The sequence below is a fragment of the Sediminicola arcticus genome (assembly GCF_040566695.1).
Classification (GTDB): Bacteria; Bacteroidota; Bacteroidia; order Flavobacteriales; family Flavobacteriaceae; genus Sediminicola; species Sediminicola arcticus.
The window spans coordinates 258,740-279,995 of the sequence record NZ_JBEXAE010000005.1; the positions used below are offsets into that span (position 1 = coordinate 258,740).

Below are 21,256 nucleotides of genomic sequence, written 5' to 3' on the forward strand. Positions count from 1 at the left end.
AAATAAAAAAACGCTCTGGATTCCAGAGCGTTTTTTTTATCTAATAAATGCTTAAGGTTTTAGCCTTTTACATCATTCCTGGCATACCTCCACCCATTGACGGACCTGCAGAAGATTCTTCTTTAATATCTACCAATGCGCATTCTGTAGTCAAGATCATTCCGGCAACAGAAGCGGCATTTTCCAATGCTACTCTGGTTACTTTCTTGGGATCTATGATACCTGCTTTAAGCATGTCTACATAGGTTTCAGTTTTGGCATCGTAGCCAAAATGACCTTTGCCTTCCAATACTTTTGCAACCACTACAGATCCTTCACCACCTGCATTTTCTACTATAGTCCTTAAAGGCGCTTCAATAGCTCTTGCAACAATCTGCAATCCTGTTTCTTCGTCTGCATTTTCTACTTTTACAGAAGAGAGAACTGCTTTGGCACGTACTAAGGCAACTCCACCACCGGCAACGATTCCTTCTTCTACAGCTGCTCTTGTGGCGTGTAGGGCATCATCAACGCGGTCTTTTTTCTCTTTCATTTCTACTTCAGATGCAGCACCTACATATAGTACAGCTACACCACCGGCCAATTTAGCCAAACGTTCCTGAAGTTTTTCTTTATCATAATCAGATGTTGTGCTCTCAATTTGAGATTTAATCTGATTCACCCTTGTTTTAATATCGCTTGCATTACCAGCGCCATTTACAATTGTAGTATTGTCCTTGTCTATGGTTACTTTTTCACAAGTACCCAGCATGTCCAAAGTTGCGTTTTCCAAGGTGAAACCTCTTTCTTCAGAAATAACGGTACCGCCAGTTAAGATAGCGATGTCTTCCAACATGGCTTTTCTTCTGTCTCCAAATCCTGGCGCCTTAACGGCTGCAATTTTTAAAGAACCTCTTAATTTATTTACTACCAAAGTGGCTAATGCCTCTCCATCAACATCTTCAGCAATAATTAAAAGTGGCTTACCAGATTGGGCTACAGGCTCCAATACAGGAAGAAGATCTTTCATGGAAGATATTTTCTTATCAAATAAAAGGATATAAGGATTTTCTAAATTGGTCATCATCTTTTCAGAATCTGTCACAAAGTATGGAGATAAGTATCCTCTATCAAATTGCATTCCTTCCACAACATCCACATAAGTGTCTGTTCCTTTTGCTTCCTCTACGGTGATAACACCTTCTTTTCCTACTTTTCCAAAAGCTTGGGCGATAAGCTCACCAATGGTATCATCGTTATTAGCAGAAATAGTAGCTATTTGTTTTATTTTTTCAGAAGAATCACCAACTTTTTTGGTCTGTTTGGCCAAATCGGCAACGATAGCTTCAACGGCCTTGTCTATTCCTCTTTTAAGATCCATTGGATTGGCTCCAGCGGCAACATTCTTTAACCCTTCCTTTACAATTGCTTGTGCTAGAACTGTTGCGGTAGTTGTACCGTCACCAGCGAGGTCGTTGGTTTTAGAAGCAACTTCTTTAACCATTTGGGCTCCCATATTTTCAAGGGGATCTGCCAATTCTATTTCTTTTGCTACGGTAACACCATCTTTAGTCACCATAGGAGCTCCAAAGGATTTGCTGATGATAACGTTTCTACCTTTTGGTCCCAAGGTTACTTTTACAGCGTTTGCCAAGGCATCCACACCTCGCTTTAGGCCATCACGTGCTTCAATATCAAATTTTATATCTTTTGCCATTTTCTTAGTTGTTTTTGTTGATTAAATAATTGCGAAAATGTCACTTTCGCGCATGATAAGGTAATCCTTACCTTCCAATTTTAATTCGGTGCCGGTATATTTTCCGTAAAGAACGGTGTCGCCAACTTTTACTGTTATTTTGTCGTCTTTAGTACCAGGACCAACTGCTACTACCTTTCCTTGTTGTGGTTTTTCTTTTGCGGTCTCTGGAATATAAATACCTGAGGCAGTTTTTGTTTCAGCAGCCATAGGCTCTATAAGGACCCTATCCGCTAATGGTTTGATGTTTACTTTAGACATATTTTTAGTTTTTAAATTTTAAATTGCTGGTTTATTATATGGCAGAAATTATGCCAATGGTTTAAAACTGACATATTGTAAAACAAAAATGCCAGCTTGTCATTCAAGCTGGCATTTTTGTGTATCGTATCGTATGTTTTTTACTCCTTGTTTTCCACTGGAGTAGCTTCATCCGCAGTAGGTAAAGCTTCCGGCAAACTTTCAGGAACTGTAGTTTCTATATCATCCCCTTGTAATAACTTTGAATCGTTGGTGCTAAGACTACCTTTTATGGCCACGTTAGATAACAATATTAAGACGATTAATAAAGTTGCCAATGTCCAGGTACTCTTATCCAAGAAGTCTCCTGTTTTTTTAACCCCACCAACTACTTGGTTTCCGCCTCCGCCAAATGAGGAAGATAATCCGCCACCTTTAGGGTTTTGCACCATAATAACCAACACTAATAGAAGGCAAACAACAATGATAAGAATAAGGAAAATTGAAAATGTACTCATTATATTATTAGTTTTCTTTTTGTATTTTCTCTACCGTTTTTATTCGGTCTGCAAAGAAACTACTTTTTTCTGGATATTTCAAACTTAAAATCCTGTAAGCCTGTATTGCTTTTTTATACTTTTTCTGTTCCAAATATACTTTGGCAAGGGTCTCGGTCATTAGTTCATTTTTGTCCATTTTTAAGGACTCGGAAATGTCTATCTTATCTATTTTCTCACGAGGAACAATTTTCGGATTATTTTCAATAAACTTATCAATTAAGTCGAACTTTTTCCTTTTGGCCTTCCCATCTTCATCTTCAAAACTAGTTTTGTTATCTAATGATAGGTCATGGTTGTCCTCTTTTATTACTTGTCTTTCTATGGGAGTTGCTGAGGTGAGTTGAAGCCATTCCATAAATGAATATTTTTCTTTTTTGGTAAAGGGCAAAGGCTTGCCTATTTCCAGTTTTTCTTCGGCTGCTTTTTTAGCATTTGCAATGGATTCGTCAATATGGGGATCCATGGATTTAAAAAGGGCAGGGTCCAAAATTTGCTCTGCCTCCTTTACATTTTGAGGTAAAGGATTGTCCTCGGTTTCTTCATTGAGCATTGTTTCAATAGGGGTGTCTGCAGCAACTTCCTCGGAAATGGTCTCATGTTCATTGATGGAGAGACTTCTACCAGAAATGGAATCTGCAATGGCATTTTGAAGAAAATCTCTGGATGTAATAAAATCAAAAAGCACATCCCTATCTGTAGTATGGGCAGCGGTAATTTTAAGCGCATTGTTAAATTTGAAACTGTTCAAATTTTTAAGCCCTTTTAGATGAATGGCCCTAGCCGCCTGAAAATAGGGGTACTCCTCAATAATGTCCTCGAGTTGCTTCGTCTGCACTGGGGAAACTACCTTGCTTGGATGTTGCAATAAAAATGTAAAATCCGATACGTTCATACCTAATATCTACCAATCGGCTAATGATGCGTTAAAAATGTCTTGGGTTATTCTTTCAAAAATAACTTCATGTGCCTCGCCTTTTACACTATCTAAAAGGGTGTTGGCATCGTAATCATAAAAGAACGAAAAATTCTTTTCAAAATCTGAATCTTCTTTGGTCTTATTAAAAAAGCGAACTTTTACGCCTATAGTCAATCTGTTTTGGGCGGCCGTCTGGTTTGAGGTTGCTGTCATGGGAGCCACCCTATATTCAATAATTTCCCCTTCGTAGATTAGATCCCCTCCAGCTGTGGTAAGATCCAAACTGGTCTGGTTTAAGATAAGATCTTGCAGTGCCAAGGTGAAATCCCTATCTAAATTCGGTTCAATGGTAGAACCCGGACTTTGAGCTGCATAATTTTGAAAATAATTTACTTGGAATGTCGTAGCAGTTCCTACGTTTCCTCCTGTAAAGTTATACACCCCACATCCTTGAAGGGTAAAAACAACCATGAGTAGAATTGTTAAATTTAGTATTCTGGTCATGTTATAGATTGTATTGTTTGATTTTTCGGTAAAGGGTTCGTTCCGATATGCCTAATTCTGCTGCTGCTGCTTTTCGTTTGCCCTTGTTGCGTTCCAAAGATTTTTTAATTAATTCAATTTCCTTTTCATGTAAAGATAGGGTTTCCTCTTCTTCTATTTCCTCAGCAAAATGATACTTGTCGTCTTGAACTGACTTGTTTGGGGTACCCTCAATTTTTGGTTCTGGTAGGCTTAAAACTGCCGCTTCATTATTTTGCTCTTCTTGGTCCGTAAATTCTTCCTCATCTTCTTCCTTTCCATAAATTTTGCGGATCAAGTTCTCGTTCTCTTCCTGAACCTTTTCGGTGTCATTGTTTTTCAACAATTCCAGCGTTAGCTTTTTAAGATCATTTAAATCGCCCTTCATGTCAAAAAGCACTTTGTAGAGAATTTCGCGTTCATTACTAAACTCACTCTCTTTCCGTTCTTGTTTAATTACCGCAGGCAGATTGGAGCCGCTAGAATTGGGCAAATAGCCGTTCAAGGTAGATAATGAAATAGATCTTTGTTCTTCCAAAACCGATATTTGTTCAGCAATATTTCGCAATTGACGAATATTTCCTGGCCAGCGGTATTTTAAAAGCGATTGAACCGCATCATCTTCCAATCGAATGGTTGGCATTTTGTATTTCTGGCCAAAGTCAGAAGCAAATTTTCTAAAAAGTAAATGAATGTCTTCCTTTCTGTCCCTCAAGGGCGGAATATTTATTTCCACTGTACTAAGCCTGTAGTAAAGATCTTCCCTGAAACGTTCTTTTTTAATGGCCTCGAACATATTTATATTGGTGGCAGCTACGATGCGAACATTCGTTTTTTGAACTTGTGAGGAGCCTACTTTTAGAAATTCCCCATTTTCTAAAACCCGCAAAAGGCGTACTTGGGTGGTAAGCGGTAGTTCGCCAACTTCATCTAAAAAAATGGTCCCGCCATCAGTAACTTCAAAATAACCACTTCGTGTAGCGGTTGCTCCTGTAAATGCACCTTTTTCATGGCCAAAAAGCTCACTATCTATGGTGCCTTCAGGAATGGCTCCGCAATTGACAGCAATATATTTTGCATGTTTTCTATGAGATAGGGCATGTATAATCTTGGGAATTGCCTCTTTACCAACCCCACTCTCTCCAGTAACCAAAACAGAAATATCGGTAGGTGCCACTTGAATGGCCTTTTCTATTGCTCTATTGAGCTTTACATCATTCCCGATGATTTCAAATCGTTGTTTTATGGCTTGTACCGATTCCATTTTTATACGTTCATTATAAGGGTTTTTAAGAAGGGTAAAAGTGATTTAACCTTAAAATGGTTCCTTATTATTAATTATTATCACTGTATCCTATGGCTTCTCCAATCAGGGTGGCAGAGGTACAATCATTTATTTTTACGTTCACAAAATCTCCAACTTTGTAATTTTCCTTGGGAAAAACAACAACGGTGCTCTGGGTATTCCTACCCATCCATTGCAGATCGGATTTTTTTGAGGCTCCTTCAATCAGGACTTCCTCCACTTTTCCTACATGCTGTTTGGTTCTATAATGGCCATGTTCCCGTTGCATGGCAATGATCTCTGCTAACCTTCTTTTTTTGACAGGTTCTGTAACATCATCTTCCATTTTGCGTTCTGCCAAGGTTCCAGGTCTTTCTGAATAGGCATACATGTATCCGAAATCATATTTTACCTTTTCCATAAGAGAGAGGGTATCTTGGTGATCCTCTTCAGTTTCAGTAGGGAATCCAGAAATCATATCTTGTGATATAGAGCATTCAGGGATAATTTGTCTGATATTATCTATAAGTTTAAAATATTCCTCTCTGGTGTGCAACCGGTTCATCGCCTTTAGGATTCTGTTGCTTCCACTTTGTACTGGTAAATGTATGTAGTTGCATATATTCCTGTGTTTTGCCATCACACGTATCACGTCCAAGGTCATATCCTGCGGATTGGAAGTGGAAAATCTAATTCTTAATTTAGGTTGTGCTATGGCTACCATATCTAAAAGATTGGAGAAATTTACCGCAGTTGCCTTTTGCATATCACTGGCGTTTTCAAAATCTTTTTTCAATCCTCCGCCATACCATAGGTAGCTATCTACATTTTGTCCCAAGAGAGTTATCTCCTTAAAGCCTTTGTTACAAAGGTCTTCTACCTCTTCCAAGATAGATTGGGGATCCCTACTGCGTTCGCGCCCTCTTGTAAAAGGAACAACACAAAAAGTACACATATTGTCGCAACCTCGGGTAATGGAAACAAAGGCCGAAACCCCATTTGATTGCAAACGGACAGGCGATATGTCCCCATAGGTCTCCTCTTTAGAAAGGATAACGTTTACGGCATTTCGGCCCTCATCAATCTCTTGTATTAAATTGGGTAGGTCCTTGTAGGCATCTGGACCTACAACCATATCTACTATTTTTTCTTCCTCTAACAATTTAGTCTTCAAGCGTTCTGCCATACAACCCAAAACCCCAACCTTCATTTGTGGCCTTAGTTTTTTTACCGCGTTGAATTTTTCTAATCGCTTGCGGACCGTAAGTTCTGCTTTTTCCCTTATAGAACACGTATTTACCAAAACAAGATCGGCCTCTTCTAAGATATCGGTGGTGTTAAATCCGTTATTAGCTAAAATGGAAGCTACAATTTCACTATCGGAAAAGTTCATGGCACAGCCATAACTTTCTATGTAAAGTTTGCGTTTGTTCTCTTGATTTTTATCGATGGATAGGGGTGTACCCTGAACCGATTCATCTATTATCTTCTCCATGGTATCGTAATTGCCTTTAACTCAAATAGGCCTGCAAAGATAGGATTAATTGAAGAATCGTGACAATTTGACAGTTAAATATTTGTCAAAATCATTAGTAAAATTTATGGAAGAGAAATAATAAATTGATTAGAACCATTTATATAAAAGGAAAATTCAAATAATAGGCTTTCCTTTTGCCTAGTTTTTACAGGGAGTAAAGAATTTTATAAAATATATATTTAGGTAAAATGAGGTTATGTGATGAAAGAAGTTATGTGAATAATTACTTATGATATTAGTATACCTTAATATATAGTCTGTATTAATTTGGTTAAGAAAGTGTAAAAAGGTGACGCCAAAACATTACCTGATCATCAAGAATTGGGTGCTTTTTTCATATGTAATGATGGTATAAAGCATTAAATAAAAAAATTGATATACTTTTGTGTCAACAAAAAAGATTGAATGGCAAAGAATTTAGTAATTGTAGAGTCGCCTGCTAAAGCAAAAACGATAGAGAAATTTTTAGGGAAGGATTATAAGGTAGAGTCCAGTTTTGGACATATTGCCGACCTGCCTTCTAAGGAGTTAGGAGTTGATGTTGAAAACGGTTTTAAACCAAAATACATTGTTGACAGCGATAAAAAGGCACTTGTAAAAAAACTAAAGGACCTTGCTCAAAAAGCGGAAATCATTTGGTTAGCTAGTGATGAGGATAGAGAGGGAGAGGCTATATCGTGGCATTTGGCAGAAGAACTGAACCTCGATAAAGCAAAGACCAAAAGAATTGTTTTTAACTCCATAACCAAATCTGCTATTCAAAGGGCAATCGAGAATCCCCGTGAAATAAATTATAATTTGGTCAATGCCCAACAAGCGAGAAGGGTGTTGGACAGGTTAGTAGGGTACGAATTATCTCCTGTACTATGGAAAAAAATTAAACCTGGACTTTCTGCGGGTAGGGTACAATCTGTTGCCGTGCGATTAATTGTGGAACGTGAAAGGGATATTGATGGATTTTCCCCTGAAGCCTCATTTAAAATCTCTGCCGTTTTTAAAACGAAGGAAGGAATCGCTTTTTCTGCTAAAATGAATAAAACTTTTTCATCACAAGAAGGAGCTGAAACATTTCTAAAACAAAATATTGGCGCTAATTTTTCTGTCGCTAACCTAGATAAAAAGCCTGCTAAAAAATCACCTGCAGCTCCTTTTACCACATCAACCCTACAACAAGAAGCTTCAAGAAAAATTTATTTTTCCGTTGGCAAGACCATGCAAGTGGCGCAACGTTTATACGAAGCCGGACTTATCACTTATATGAGAACGGATAGTGTTAACCTATCCAAAGAGGCATTAACAGAAGCAAAGGATGCCATTATTAGTAATTATGGTAAGGAATACAGTACAGTAAGAAACTTCACAGGCAAGAGTAAAGGAGCTCAAGAGGCTCATGAGGCTATCCGTCCTACTGACATGAAAATACAGTCGCCTTCTTTGGATCGCGACCAATCCAAACTTTACGATCTAATTTGGAAACGTACCCTGGCCTCACAAATGAGCGACGCCCAATTGGAGCGTACCAATGTAAAAATTAGTACCAGTACCCATAAAGATGAGTTCAGTGCTAATGGGGAGGTGATCAAATTTGATGGATTCCTAAAAGTGTATATGGAAGGGATCGATGATGAGGATATGCCGGAAGAGCAAGATGGAATGTTACCTGCAATGAAAGAAGGGGATGCACTTGCCAACACCAATATATCAGCTACAGAACGTTTTTCAAGAGCACCTTATAGATATAGTGAAGCCTCTTTGGTAAAAAAGTTAGAGGAACTAGGTATTGGAAGACCATCTACCTATGCCCCAACCATTTCTACAATCCAAAATAGGGGTTATGTAGAAAAAGGAGCCATCGAAGGCACGGAAAGGAACTATATGCAATTAGTCCTTAAAGGCGATAAGTTAACGACTAAAGAGCTCACCGAAAAAGTTGGTTCAGATAAGGGAAAATTAGTACCTACTGATATAGGTATAATTGTTACCGATTTTTTGGTAGATCATTTCGCGAATATTTTGGATTATAACTTTACTGCCAAGGTAGAGGAGGATTTTGATGAGATTGCTGCTGGAGCAGAGGATTGGCAAAAGGTGATGGGTAATTTTTATAAGGATTTCCATCCCAATGTCATCGATGTAGAGGAAAATGCCGATCGCGCAAGCGGGGAACGTATTCTAGGAAAAGATCCTAAATCCGGTAGGCAGGTTTCTGTTCGTTTGGGAAGATTTGGACCTATGGTGCAGATTGGAACAGTAGAAGAGGAAGAAAAGCCCTTGTTTGCAAGTTTATTGCCAGAGCATTCGTTAAATACCATTTCTTTCGATGAGGCTATGGATCTTTTTAAACTACCCAGGAAATTGGGGGTATATAAAGGGGAAGAAGTGGAAGCCAATGTAGGTAGGTTTGGACCTTATGTGAGATTTGGGAAAACATTTGTTTCTATGGCACAAGGAGAAAGTGCTTTGGATATCACTATGGAAAGGGCAGCGGAGCTTATCCAAGAGAAGGAATTGGCCGATGCACCTATAGCTATTTTTGAAGAAAAAGGAGTGACCAAGGGTACAGGACGCTTCGGACCATTTATAAAGTGGGACGGCATGTTTATAAACGTAAACAAGAAGTACGATTTCGACAACCTTTCCAAAGAGGATATTATTGAATTGATAGAGGCTAAAAAACAGAAAGAAATTGATAAATTAGTCCAAGATTGGCCTAAAGAAGGGATACGCATAGAAAAGGCAAGATGGGGTAGGCACAATATCCTAAAAGGAAAAATTAAAGTTGAGCTTTCAAAAGATGTAGACGCCACCAAAATTAGCTTAGAAGATGCTAAGGCGTTAATAGAAAAAAAGACACCAAAGAAAAAAACAAAGGCTAAAGCCAAACCTAAAGCGAAGAAATAATTATGGCATTTGATTTTTTGGTTCCTGTAGCGGATAAGGTATTGGCTCATTGTGAATTACTTCCACCTCAGGCACTGGGAAAGAACATTTTTAAGCATACAGAACGCAAAGGGCTACCAGTTTTGGCTAATGCCACAATCGCTATTTTCGGGGTACAAGAATCCAGAAATGCTTTTGAGAAAAAAATGGGGCGTTTAGATATTTCTGGCATTCGCCTCCAACTGTACAAACTCATGTTAGGTAATTGGAACTCTACCATAGTGGATTTAGGTGATGTAGAACAAGGAGAAGAGGTAGAGGATACTTATTTTGTGGTCAAAGAAATAGTAGCAGGTCTACTAGAAGAGCAAATCATACCTATTGTAATAGGTGCAACCCAAGACGTCACCTACCCCACTTACAGGGCCTTTGATGGGATTAAAAGTATGGTCAACCTAGTAGCTATTGACAGCCGGTTCGATTTTGGAGATGCAGAAGAACTCATATCCTCCAATTCATATATGAGTAAAATCATTACGGACAAACCTAACAATCTTTTTAATTTTTCAAATATTGGCTATCAAAGTTATTTCAATGCCCAAGAGGAAATAGATCTCATGGAGCGTCTCTTTTTTGATGCCTATCGTCTGGGAGAGATCGCATTTGATATCTCCTTGGCGGAACCAGTGTTGAGAAATGCGGATCTTGTTAGCTTGGATGCCCGAGCCATTAGAGCGGCCGACATTGGTTTATCGGATAATTTTTCTCCTAATGGATTTACAGGACGAGAGATATGCGCTATTGCAAGATATGCCGGAATCAGTGATAAAGTTTCCCTTTTTGGGATCTATGAAATTGAAAATAGTGCACAGTCATTCCAGTTGATATCACAAATAATATGGTACTTTATAGAGGGGGTTAATTTTAGAATAAAGGAATCTCCTTACCTTAATAAAGACTCCTTTACCAAGTTTATTGTTCCTACAGATGACCAAGATTTAATATTCTACAAAAGTAATCTTACCGAAAGGTGGTGGGTAGAGGTCCCATCAATTTTAACTTCACATAATAAAACAAAGACACCTGCGTTATTACCATGCACAGAAAAGGACTATTTGGAAGCATGTAATCAAAATATTCCCGAAAGGTGGTTTAAAGCCTATAAGAAAGGCTTTAATTAATCAAATTTTTTTTCAAGTATAAACTGTTTCGATACAATAATTTATTTAAAAAGCAGTTTTAGAAAGTAATAAAAGCAATTGCAGTTTGCAATCTTAAATCGAAATTTAACCTAAAGTATGAAGAAGCTATTGTTGTTATCTATAGCATTTGTTTTTTTACTCGCAAGTTGTGGGTCCAAAACAAAAGGGGAATTAGTTGGAGCCCAAGGTAAAAAATGGTACCCGGAAAAACCATATGGAATGGAATTGATTCCAAGGGGCGCCTTTACCATGGGTAAGTCAGAAGAAGACATGGCCCAAACCCTAAATGCACCGACCAAGACCGTAACTGTAACCTCCTTTTACATGGATGATACAGAAATCACAAATAGTGAATACCGTCAATTCGTGGATTGGGTAAAGGATTCTATTACTAGAACCAAATTGGCCATCCTAGCAGATGAGTTGGGATTAGGACCAGAAGATGGAGGAATCGGGGATTATGCATTCATGGATGCAGATACTACTAGAATGTCGGCCTACCAGAAATACATGATGAACAATTATCAAGGTATGGGAGAGACAGGGTATGAAGGTAGAGCCTTGAACACAGACCAGGACTTGGTTTGGGATATCAATGATTATCCCGATGAATATTATACAGAGATCATGGTAGATTCTATGTATTTAAAGGAGGAAGAATCCTATAATGGTCAACGTATTATAGATGTTAAGAAATTAAAGTATAGTTACAAGTGGATGGATATTGAGGCTGCGGCCCGTTCCAAGACTGGTAATAGGAAAGATTTTGTTAGACAGGAAATGTTAGAGATCTATCCTGATACCACCGTATGGATTAAGGATTTTGAATACTCTTATAATGAACCCATGCACAATGACTATTTCTGGCACGATGCATACAGCGATTATCCCGTAGTTGGGGTGTCATGGCAACAGGCAAAAGCCTTTTGTAACTGGAGGACCAAGTTTAAGAATGACGACCAAAAGAGCAGAAGCAAACAATTTGTTAACCAATTTAGGTTGCCTACGGAAGCGGAATGGGAATATGCAGCAAGAGGAGGAATTGAAGGAGGTACTTATCCTTGGGGTGGTCCATACGTAATCAGTGATACTGGTTGTTTTATGGCCAACTTTAAACCTCAGAGAGGCGATTATGCCGCGGATACAGCTTTATATACTGTAGAGGCAAAATCCTTTGAACCTAATGATTTTAACCTTTACAATATGGCAGGTAACGTGGCGGAATGGACCAATTCCAGTTATGATCCAAATTCATATGAGTTTGTTTCCACAATGAACCCAAATGCCGTCTCTGCATCTAACAGAAGAAAGGTAATCCGAGGAGGATCCTGGAAAGATGTTGCTTATTTCTTACAAGTGAGCACCCGAGATTATGAATATCAGGATTCTGCCCGTAGTTACATAGGTTTTAGGACCGTACAAGACTACATGGGAGAACAGGATGCTACTAACTAATTAAATTCACTGCGTGATTAACAATAAACCAAATCCTTATTATTTAACATTAAACTAAAATTAAATTTACTATTATGGCACAGTCAAAATCAACAAAAAAATTATTTAACATGGCCTATGGGCTTGGCGCATCTATCGTAATTATTGGTGCATTATTTAAAATTCTACACTGGGAATTCGGTCCATTAACTGGAGGCCTTTTATTGGCAGTAGGACTTATTACAGAAGCATTAATTTTCGCGATCAGTGCATTTGAACCTATCGAAGAGGAATACGATTGGTCTTTAGTCTATCCAGAATTGTCTGGTGGAGAATTAGCTGCTAGGAAAGCAAATGGATCTACTGAAATAAAGGATGCTGAAACATCTTTGTCTAAAAAATTAGATGATCTTTTGAAAGAAGCAGGTGTTGACGCAGAGTTAATGAGCAGCTTGGGAAGTAGCATCAAAAATTTCGAAGGTGCAGCCAAAGGTATTGCTCCTACAGTAGATGCTATGGAATCTACCAAGAAATATTCTAACGAAATGTCACAGGCAGCAGCTCAAATGGAATCACTGAACAGTCTTTACAAGGTTCAATTGGATAGCGCAAGCAGACAAGCTTCTATCAATGAGGAAGTAGTTCAAAATTCTAGTGCCCTTAAGGAGCAAATGGCTTCATTGGCAACTAACCTTTCTTCTTTGAACGGAGTTTATGGTGGAATGCTTTCTGCAATGAGTAAAAACTAATTAGCGTACCTAGTTAACCCAAATCAAATTATCAATTAAAACCTAATTAGAAAACATGGCAGGAGGAAAACAATCACCACGTCAGAAAATGGTAAACTTAATGTACTTGGTCTTCATTTGTATGTTGGCCTTGAACATGAGTAAGGAAGTACTAGCAGCTTTCGGTCTTATGAACGAAAAGTTAGAAGCGTCCAATACCAAAACAACAGAAAATAACCTTGCCTTCTTGAGCGGCTTGGAAACAAAAGCAGGCGAAAACGAAGAAAAATTTGGACCTCTTTTGCAAGATGCGAAGAAAATAAAGGTATTATCCCAAGAGTATTTTGCTTACTTGGAAAATCTTAAAAAGGAAATGACGGAGGGTGTAGAAGACCCTAAAGATTATCAGGTCATGGACAAAACAGATTATCTAGATCAAAAATTCTTTCAAGGTGATAACTTAGGCAAGGAAGGTCAAGAATTCATGAAAAGAATCACGGATTACCGTAACCAAGTTACTACCGTTTTGCCAGCAAGCATGCAAGAAGTTAAAGATGCTGTAAAAACAAGATTTGAAACTGGCGATGCTAAAGGTAAGGTGACAAACAGGGATGGGATCAAAGTAGATTGGTTGGCGTATCATTATGAAGGATTCCCTTTAATAGCATCTTTAACCAAGCTAACTGCCCTGCAGGCCGATATAAAGTCTACCGAGCAAGATGCCCTTAAGGCAATGTTGCAAGGACAGTTAACTAGTGAGGTATCTATGACCAACTATACTACCTTGTTGGAGCAAGAGAAATCTGCTTACTATCAAGGAGAGAAATTTACAGGAAACATTGTTTTGGGTCGTAAGGATGCCACTACAAGACCTAACGAGGTGAATTTAACTTTGGATGGTAGGAAATTAAAAGAAGGTCCGGATTTTGTTATCGAGGATGGTAGAGTAAAACTTTTGGTAAGTGCTGGAAGTGCTGGAGATCATACGATCAAAGGAAACTTAGTGTTCATGCAGGACGGTGAGCCTACTGAAGTAGCCGTAAACTCTACTTTTGCAACCATTACAAAACCTAATGCAGCTGTAATCTCTGCAGATAAAATGAATGTGGTTTATCGTGGGGTTTCCAATCCTATTACCATCTCTATTCCTGGTATTCCAGATAACAATGTGAATGCAAATGCTCCTGGTCTTTCAAGATCTAGCGGAAGTAAGTACGTTATGAATCCTGGGACAGGTAGAACAGTGACTATCAACGCTTCAGGTAAATTACCTGATGGACAAGTTGTTGGTTCCAAGACAGAATTCAGGATCAAGGATATTCCAAGACCAGAAGGTTCTATAAGAGGAGAAAGTGGTAGTGTTAAAATGCCTAGGAACAACCTAGAAATCTCTACTGTTGGCGCTATGTTGGATGATTTTGATTTTGATTTGAATCTTGCTGTTAGCGGATTTAAATTTAAAGTACCAGGTCAGCCTACAGTTAGTGTAAACGGAAACAAGCTTGATGATAGAGCCAAATCTGCCCTTAAAAGAGCAGGTCGTGGAGACGCGGTTCAAATATTTGATATTGAAGCTTATATTACGAATAACAAGAGTTATAAACTTAAGAAAGTTTCTCCTGTAGTCGTGGAACTTACAAACTAGTAAATTTAAAAAGCGTCCTGTAGTGGTATGTTGTTGGAATATGTATAGCAGTGTACCACTAAAGGACAAATTACATGTAAGGTGTAATGAATACATAAATTATAAAAAATGAATTGGAAGAATGTTTTATTAATCGGAGCTGTTGCACTGTTACCAATCTCAATGATGGCCCAGGCGAATATTCTGAACGCCAAAATGCCCGATGAGGTAGGCAAGAAAACAGCCGCGCAAAAAGCGAATGATAATGATGCTCCATTAAAATATGGTTATGTAGATGATAGGGATATCCTTTGGTCTAAAACCGTTTGGGAGGTCATCGATTTGGATGAGCGTGTTAATTTTCCTTTGTACTATCCATTAGATACCATTGGTATTGGTTCTGATAGGAGGTCATTGTATGATGTTCTAATGAAAAATGTCAAGAGTGGTAAATTGAAGGATATCTATGCCGATGCCTACTTTACTGAAAAAAGAACCCTTGAAGATTTAGCGGCTACCCTTCAAAAAGTGGATACGACAGATTCTGGATACGAGCAGTTTAATGCTGGTGAACAAATTTCTCAGGAATACATCAATAGGAGAAATCTTACTGCTGCCGATCTTGAAGAATATCTAATAAAGGGTATTTGGTATTTTGACAAGCGTCAAGGTGAATTAAAATATAGATTGTTGGGTATTGCTCCGGTTGCACCCGATGTTAACTTTATTGACGACGAATCTATGGATCTTGCCGAAGCTAAAGTGCCTTTGTTTTGGGTATGGTACCCAAGTGCAAGAGATATCTTGCATGAGGCCAAAGTTTTCAACCAAAGAAACACAGCACAACCCATATCTTTTGATATGTTGCTTAATGCCCGTAGGTTCCATTCCACAATTTATAAAGAGGATAATGTTCACGGAGACCGTGCTATTAAGGATTACATCACGGACAACGCTCTATTCCAAGTTTTGGAAGCCCAACGTATAAAAGAGGTAATAAGAGACAGGGAACAAGACATGTGGTCCTATTAGGTTTATAAATAAAACTCCAATTCAATACATATTATAAAAACGCTGCATGTTACATGCGGCGTTTTTTTATTTTTGCAACATGGTAGATTACTTAGTTGTAGGATTAGGATTGGCAGGAATTTCATTTTGTGAAGTTTTAGAAGAACGGAATACATCTTTTAAGGTGATTTCTGATGACTCACAAACTTCTTCCAATGTGGCTGGGGGCTTATACAATCCGGTAATCCTTAAACGTTTTACCTTGGCATGGGATGCCAAGGCTCAATTGGACCAAGCCATTCCATTCTACAATAGGCTAGAGCAGAAGTTAGAGACCCAATTGGATTATAAGTTGCCAGTATTAAGACGGTTTGCATCCATTGAGGAACAGAATATGTGGTTTGAAGCTGCCGATAAGCCACAACTGTCCCATTTTTTATCTACTAAGATCCTACCGAACAAGAATGGCGCTATAGATGCCCCTTTTGGTTATGGGGAGGTGCTTCACACTGGACGAGTTGCTACCAAAAAATTACTTCAAGAGTATAAAAACTACCTGGTTAAAAAAGATTTGATCCTACAGGAAACCTTTTTATTTGATCAACTGGTTTTTGGAATAGATCAAGTTAGTTATAAGGGACTTACAGCTAAAAATGTGGTGTTTGCCACCGGGTATGGACAAAGCTCCAATCCCTTCTTTAATTATTTACCCCTTAATGGTACCAAAGGGGAATTATTGACTATAAAGGCTCCCGAATTAAAAGAAGATAGGGTCATTAAATCCTCCGTTTTCATAATACCGTTGGGTAATGATCTTTATCGGGTTGGAGCCACATACAAATGGAAGGATAAAACAAATATTCCCACAGCCGAGGCAAAGTCCGAACTTCTGGAAAAGCTCAACACCTTTTTAAAATGTGATTATGAGGTTGTGGATCATGTTGCCGGCATTAGGCCAACCGTCGCTGATAGGCGACCTTTGGTAGGGAGACATCCAGAAAAAGAGAACGTATATGTTTTGAACGGGTTTGGCTCTAGAGGAGTAATGACTGCACCAAAAACGGCACTTGATCTCTATAATTATGCAGAAAAAGGAGTGCCCTTGTCCAAGGAGATTGATATAGATCGATTTACGAAAAAATATTATCTCATTAATTCTTAATGGCGCTCGGATCGTACTTCATAAATAGGTTGATCCAGATATTTCGGGACAATCTCATAATAACAGGCATAAATCCAATCATGGTAGCTACAATAGCAATAAACGTATTGACTAAAGTAGTGCCAACAAATAAAAATGCAATAACAAAAGCAGCAACGGCAAAGGCAATACCTACACCATAACTCACATACATGGCCCCATAAAAAAAGGAGGGTTCAATTTTATATTTGGTGTTGCAATGCGAACAACGCTCATTCATTTTCAACAAATTACCCAAATGATATGGATTTTGGTCCAAATACATGCTTTCTTGATGGCATTTAGGGCAACTTCCTGTTAAAATGCTGTAGAGTTTGTTTCCTTTTTTTAACATTTGCATAAAATTTGTACAAAGGTACAATTTATTGATTTTTATTTAAGTAACAAGGGTCACAAAACATGCTGAATATACATAATCTTTCTGTTTCATTTGCTGGGGAATATTTGTTTGAAGAAATAGCTTTTAGATTAAATGCTGGAGATAGGGTAGGACTTATTGGAAAAAATGGAGCTGGTAAATCTACCCTGCTCAAATTATTGTCCAAAGAATTAGAACCGGATACGGGTGTTATCGCCTCGGACAAGGATATTAGAATTGGATTTCTTAAACAGGATATAGATTTTGAACTTGGGAGATCTGTCTTGGAGGAAGCCCAACAGGCATTCAAGGAAATCAAGGAATTGGAATTTCAATTGGATACTATTAACCATCAGTTGGTAGAGCGCACCGATTATGAAAGCGAAGGTTACAATCAATTAATCATAGACCTAAATGATATTACCCATCTCTACGAAATTTTAGGGGGGTACAATTACCAAGGAGAGACAGAAAAAATTCTTCAAGGACTTGGATTTAGAAGAGAAGATTTTAATAAGAAGACCGAGACCTTTTCAGGAGGATGGCGTATGCGAATTGAGTTGGCAAAACTTTTATTGCAAAACAATGAGGTGTTACTGCTGGATGAGCCCACCAACCATTTGGATATAGAGTCCATAATCTGGTTGGAACAATTTTTAAGGAGTTACACTGGTGCCGTGGTGATCGTTTCCCACGATAAGATGTTCTTGGATAATGTTACTAATAGGACCATTGAGATTTCTTTAGGTCGGATTTATGATTACAGCAAGCCCTATTCTGAATATCTGGTCTTACGCAAGGAAATCAGCGATCAGCAGATGAGCGCCCAGAAAAACCAAGAAAAACAGATTCAGCAGACAGAAAAGCTGATCGAAAAATTTAGGGCCAAGGCTTCCAAGGCTTCCATGGCACAATCTCTAATCAAAAAGTTAGATAAGATTGAGCGTATAGAGGTGGATGAAGATGATAATAGTGTTATGAATTTGCGTTTTCCTGTTTCCGTAACCCCAGGAAAAGTAGTTGTGGAAATCGAAAATCTTTCCAAAAATTACGGAAAGAACGAGGTCCTGAAGCAAATTGATCTCTTGGTAGAAAGGGGAAGCAAGACCGCATTTGTTGGTCAGAATGGACAAGGTAAATCTACTTTGGCAAAAATAATGGTCGGAGAATTGGACCACGAGGGACATATAAAATTGGGCCATAATGTGCAGATTGGATATTTTGCCCAAAACCAAGCCGAATATTTAGATGGCAGCAAGACCGTGTTGAATACCATGATTGATGCAGCCAATGAAACGAATAGGAGCAAGGTAAGGGACATTTTGGGATCCTTTTTATTTAGAGGTGAGGATGTAGATAAATACGTCAGAGTCTTGTCTGGAGGAGAACGAAACAGATTGGCTCTCGCAAAAATGTTATTACAGCCTTTTAACGTACTGGTAATGGATGAACCCACCAATCACTTGGATATCAAATCTAAAAATGTGCTTAAACAGGCACTTCAAAGTTTTGAAGGCACCCTTATTCTGGTTTCTCATGATAGGGATTTTCTACAGGGATTAACGGGTAACGTCTATGAATTTAAAGACGGTAACATTAGGGAATACCTTGGGGATATAGATTTTTACTTGGAAGAACGAAAAGCACAGGACTTTAGGGCCATTGAAAAAAAGCAAAAAGTCGTAAAGGCCAAAGAAAAAAATAAGGATAAAGAAGTGACCTTTGAGGACCAAAAAAAAATTAAGTCTCTGAAAAACAAATTGAGCAATGCCGAAAGTACTATTGGGGTGCTTGAAAAGGAAATTGCCACTATTGATCACGAGCTTCTCATGAATTATGATGCTACCATTGCCCAGAAGAACTTTTTTGATACCTATGAGAAAAAGAAAAAGGAGCTTAAAAAGCTTATGGATCTTTGGGAAGGTATAACCATGGAGCTGGAGGAAATGACAGAAAAGTCTTAATCCCCTACAAATTCTATAAAGCTACACCACAACTTTTGGTACTTTCACAACAAAAATTGATACGACACTTGTCTTACATCGATTATTTTTGTTATTAGCCTACTTTTAAACTTTATTTGTAGGATAATTCTTATGAATTTCAGACTACAAGGGTTTGTTATTCAATCAAAGTTGAAACTACATGAAACAAGCATTTTTCGTTTTAGTTATTCTTATGTTAAATGGACCTTTGGTATCGGCCAATATTAGTTCTCAGGAAAAAAAAGTTCTTACAGATTTATATACTAGTACAAATGGAGCCCATTGGAAGGTGACTTGGGACTTAAATTCACCTGTGACCGAATGGTACGGAGTGAAAGTGGAAGGTGGTAAAATTGTTTCTTTGAATTTGTTCAACAACAACCTTCAAGGGGTCTTACCAATTTCTTTAGGTAACCTCCTTTTTCTGGAGGAATTAAATTTAGCCTTTAATACGCTTTCTGGTGAGATACCCGAAACCATTACCAAACTAAGAAAATTAAAAGTGCTCAGGTTGGGTAAAAACAAATTGGAAGGTGAAATACCTGAGGATATTGGTAATCTGGAAAAGTTGGTAATTATGGAGATGTTCGATAATGGGCTGTCTGGTAATTTGCCTGTCAGTATTGGAAAGATGAAGGTATTAAAGTTGTTATATCTTTCTTACAATTACCTAAGTGGAAAGATACCAGCTGAAGTGGGAAATTTAGAATCTCTAGAAAGATTGGAATTGGCAGATAATGAAATAGAAGGCGAGGTACCCTATGGGATTGCCAAACTTTCAAATTTAAAAGCAATGACCTTGGCAGAAAATAAATTGACTGGTAATTTTCCAGAACATATTTTTTCAATGCCCAACCTGAAACTTTTGCAGATGCAGAATAATAATTTTGAAGCCTTTACATCAAATCATATAGCTCAGGATCATACACAATTAGCCCTGTTGGATATAGATAAAAGGGCGGATAGATATGAAAAGAATAAGTTCAAGGATTTATTTATCCCTAGTACCACTGGTACAGCGGAGACTACGTTCGAAGACGATGACAATTAAAACATTTAGATTATGATGTTAACAAATGAAATCTGTAACTTAAAAAGTTTTCTATTATTGGGGATTTTCGCATTGGCATCCAACTTGGTTGTTTTTGCTGAAGTTGGCCGAAATGATCGGGAAGCTCTGGTAGCGCTGTATAACACTACCAACGGAGATGAGTGGACCAAGACATGGGACCTAAACGAGCCAGTATCCAATTGGTATGGGGTAAAGGTGGTCAATGATAGGGTGGTAGAGATCAATTTGTTCCGCAACAACCTGCAAGGGGTACTTCCGGAAAGTATTGGTAGACTAAGCCACTTAGTCCAATTGAATTTAGCATTTAATGCGATCAGTGGAGAAATCCCTACAAGTTTGGTTCAGTTAACCGAACTCAAAGTGTTGCGTTTGGAAATGAATCGGATCAAAGGAGAGCTTCCTTTGGATATCGGTAAAATGAAGAATTTGGAAGAGCTTACCTTGTTTAATAATTTCTTATCTGGTAGTATCCCTGAGAGTATAGGAGGCCTGAGTAATCTAAAGGTGTTGAATATTTCCAGTAATAACCTAAAAGGTGCCATTCCAACTTCCTTGGGCAATCTGGCCAAATTGGAAGTATTGGGCCTTTTTGAGAATACGTTGGATGGCTCTATCCCTTCAGAATTGGGTAACTTGTTAAAGTTAAAAGAACTGGTCTTGGCCAACAATACACTAGGAGGGGAAATTCCAAGGGAATTTGGCCAATTGGTAAGTCTGCAGATTTTTCAAATACAGAACAATAGATTTAATTCTTCCAAGAATTTGGAGATTATGGATTCCAATCAATTCTTGGTTTTTGATTACGATAAAGATTATATTAAGCCCAAATATAAAACGGTCGATTTTTATAATTCAAGAATGGCCGGTTCTAAATTTGAGGATGAAGAGAATGAATAGTTGATTATAATTTTAGTTAGTTTGGTTAAGAAGGATGCGTTAAGCATCCTTTTTTTATGTGCTAGGATT

General features: G+C 38.1%; 18 protein-coding genes. 10 read left to right on the forward strand and 8 right to left on the reverse strand.

What is annotated here, in order from left to right:
* Window positions 1-67 precede the first annotated feature (67 nt).
* From groL to miaB, 7 genes are all read right to left on the reverse strand, one after another.
* The gene (gene groL, locus ABXZ36_RS12060) at window positions 68-1,696 is read right to left on the reverse strand and encodes a chaperonin GroEL (RefSeq protein ID WP_354615922.1); all 1,629 of its coding nucleotides are present in this window, start codon (window positions 1,694-1,696) and stop codon (window positions 68-70) included.
* Between the two features lie 21 nt (window positions 1,697-1,717).
* Window positions 1,718-1,996 carry a co-chaperone GroES gene (locus ABXZ36_RS12065; protein ID WP_354615923.1) on the reverse strand — a complete coding sequence of 93 codons (279 nt, stop codon included), beginning with the start codon at window positions 1,994-1,996 and terminating at the stop codon, window positions 1,718-1,720.
* Between the two features lie 140 nt (window positions 1,997-2,136).
* Window positions 2,137-2,493: a preprotein translocase subunit SecG gene (secG, locus tag ABXZ36_RS12070; RefSeq protein ID WP_354615924.1), complete on the reverse strand. Its 357-nt coding sequence runs from the start codon at window positions 2,491-2,493 to the stop codon at window positions 2,137-2,139.
* A 7-nt stretch (window positions 2,494-2,500) separates the two neighbouring features.
* Window positions 2,501-3,427, reverse strand: a complete 927-nt coding sequence (locus ABXZ36_RS12075; protein WP_354615925.1) for a DUF8458 domain-containing protein — start codon at window positions 3,425-3,427, stop codon at window positions 2,501-2,503.
* A gap of 9 nt (window positions 3,428-3,436) precedes the next feature.
* A complete protein-coding gene (lptE, locus tag ABXZ36_RS12080; protein WP_354615926.1) occupies window positions 3,437-3,955 on the reverse strand; it encodes an LPS assembly lipoprotein LptE in 519 nt (172 codons plus the stop codon).
* A gap of 1 nt (window position 3,956) precedes the next feature.
* On the reverse strand, window positions 3,957-5,237 hold the full coding sequence (locus ABXZ36_RS12085; protein ID WP_354615927.1) for a sigma 54-interacting transcriptional regulator: 1,281 nt from the start codon (window positions 5,235-5,237) through the stop codon (window positions 3,957-3,959).
* A gap of 70 nt (window positions 5,238-5,307) precedes the next feature.
* Window positions 5,308-6,753: a tRNA (N6-isopentenyl adenosine(37)-C2)-methylthiotransferase MiaB gene (gene miaB / locus ABXZ36_RS12090; protein ID WP_354615928.1), complete on the reverse strand. Its 1,446-nt coding sequence runs from the start codon at window positions 6,751-6,753 to the stop codon at window positions 5,308-5,310.
* 447 nt (window positions 6,754-7,200) lie between these two features.
* On the opposite strand from miaB, the gene topA reads away from it, so the two are divergent.
* The 7 genes from topA (at window position 7,201) to ABXZ36_RS12125 (ending at window position 16,836) form a co-directional block, all read left to right on the forward strand.
* Window positions 7,201-9,696 (forward strand): type I DNA topoisomerase, encoded by a 2,496-nt coding sequence (topA, locus tag ABXZ36_RS12095; protein WP_354615929.1) that lies wholly within the window; start codon window positions 7,201-7,203, stop codon window positions 9,694-9,696.
* 2 nt (window positions 9,697-9,698) lie between these two features.
* Entirely contained in the window at window positions 9,699-10,856 is a 1,158-nt protein-coding gene (locus ABXZ36_RS12100) for a formimidoylglutamase (RefSeq protein ID WP_354615930.1), read from the forward strand.
* Between the two features lie 117 nt (window positions 10,857-10,973).
* On the forward strand, window positions 10,974-12,332 hold the full coding sequence (porK, locus tag ABXZ36_RS12105) for a T9SS ring complex lipoprotein PorK/GldK (RefSeq protein WP_354615931.1): 1,359 nt from the start codon (window positions 10,974-10,976) through the stop codon (window positions 12,330-12,332).
* A gap of 74 nt (window positions 12,333-12,406) precedes the next feature.
* The gene (porL, locus tag ABXZ36_RS12110) at window positions 12,407-13,060 is read left to right on the forward strand and encodes a type IX secretion system motor protein PorL/GldL (RefSeq protein WP_354615932.1); all 654 of its coding nucleotides are present in this window, start codon (window positions 12,407-12,409) and stop codon (window positions 13,058-13,060) included.
* A 55-nt stretch (window positions 13,061-13,115) separates the two neighbouring features.
* A complete protein-coding gene (porM, locus tag ABXZ36_RS12115; RefSeq protein ID WP_354615933.1) occupies window positions 13,116-14,684 on the forward strand; it encodes a type IX secretion system motor protein PorM/GldM in 1,569 nt (522 codons plus the stop codon).
* Between the two features lie 108 nt (window positions 14,685-14,792).
* Window positions 14,793-15,695, forward strand: a complete 903-nt coding sequence (gene porN, locus ABXZ36_RS12120; protein ID WP_354615934.1) for a type IX secretion system ring subunit PorN/GldN — start codon at window positions 14,793-14,795, stop codon at window positions 15,693-15,695.
* A 79-nt stretch (window positions 15,696-15,774) separates the two neighbouring features.
* Window positions 15,775-16,836 carry an NAD(P)/FAD-dependent oxidoreductase gene (locus ABXZ36_RS12125; RefSeq protein ID WP_354615935.1) on the forward strand — a complete coding sequence of 354 codons (1,062 nt, stop codon included), beginning with the start codon at window positions 15,775-15,777 and terminating at the stop codon, window positions 16,834-16,836.
* Here ABXZ36_RS12125 and ABXZ36_RS12130 read toward each other — a convergent pair.
* Window positions 16,826-17,209, reverse strand: a complete 384-nt coding sequence (locus ABXZ36_RS12130) for a DUF983 domain-containing protein (RefSeq protein ID WP_354615936.1) — start codon at window positions 17,207-17,209, stop codon at window positions 16,826-16,828. The genes ABXZ36_RS12125 and ABXZ36_RS12130 overlap by 11 nt on opposite strands.
* A 65-nt stretch (window positions 17,210-17,274) precedes the next feature.
* On the opposite strand from ABXZ36_RS12130, the gene ABXZ36_RS12135 reads away from it, so the two are divergent.
* The 3 genes from ABXZ36_RS12135 (at window position 17,275) to ABXZ36_RS12145 (ending at window position 21,187) form a co-directional block, all read left to right on the forward strand.
* Window positions 17,275-19,197, forward strand: a complete 1,923-nt coding sequence (locus tag ABXZ36_RS12135) for an ABC-F family ATP-binding cassette domain-containing protein (protein ID WP_354615937.1) — start codon at window positions 17,275-17,277, stop codon at window positions 19,195-19,197.
* A gap of 181 nt (window positions 19,198-19,378) precedes the next feature.
* The gene (locus tag ABXZ36_RS12140) at window positions 19,379-20,269 is read left to right on the forward strand and encodes a hypothetical protein (protein ID WP_354615938.1); all 891 of its coding nucleotides are present in this window, start codon (window positions 19,379-19,381) and stop codon (window positions 20,267-20,269) included.
* Between the two features lie 12 nt (window positions 20,270-20,281).
* Complete coding sequence (locus tag ABXZ36_RS12145) at window positions 20,282-21,187, forward strand: leucine-rich repeat domain-containing protein (RefSeq protein WP_354615939.1); 906 nt, start codon at window positions 20,282-20,284, stop codon at window positions 21,185-21,187.
* The last annotated feature ends 69 nt before the right edge of the window (window positions 21,188-21,256 follow it).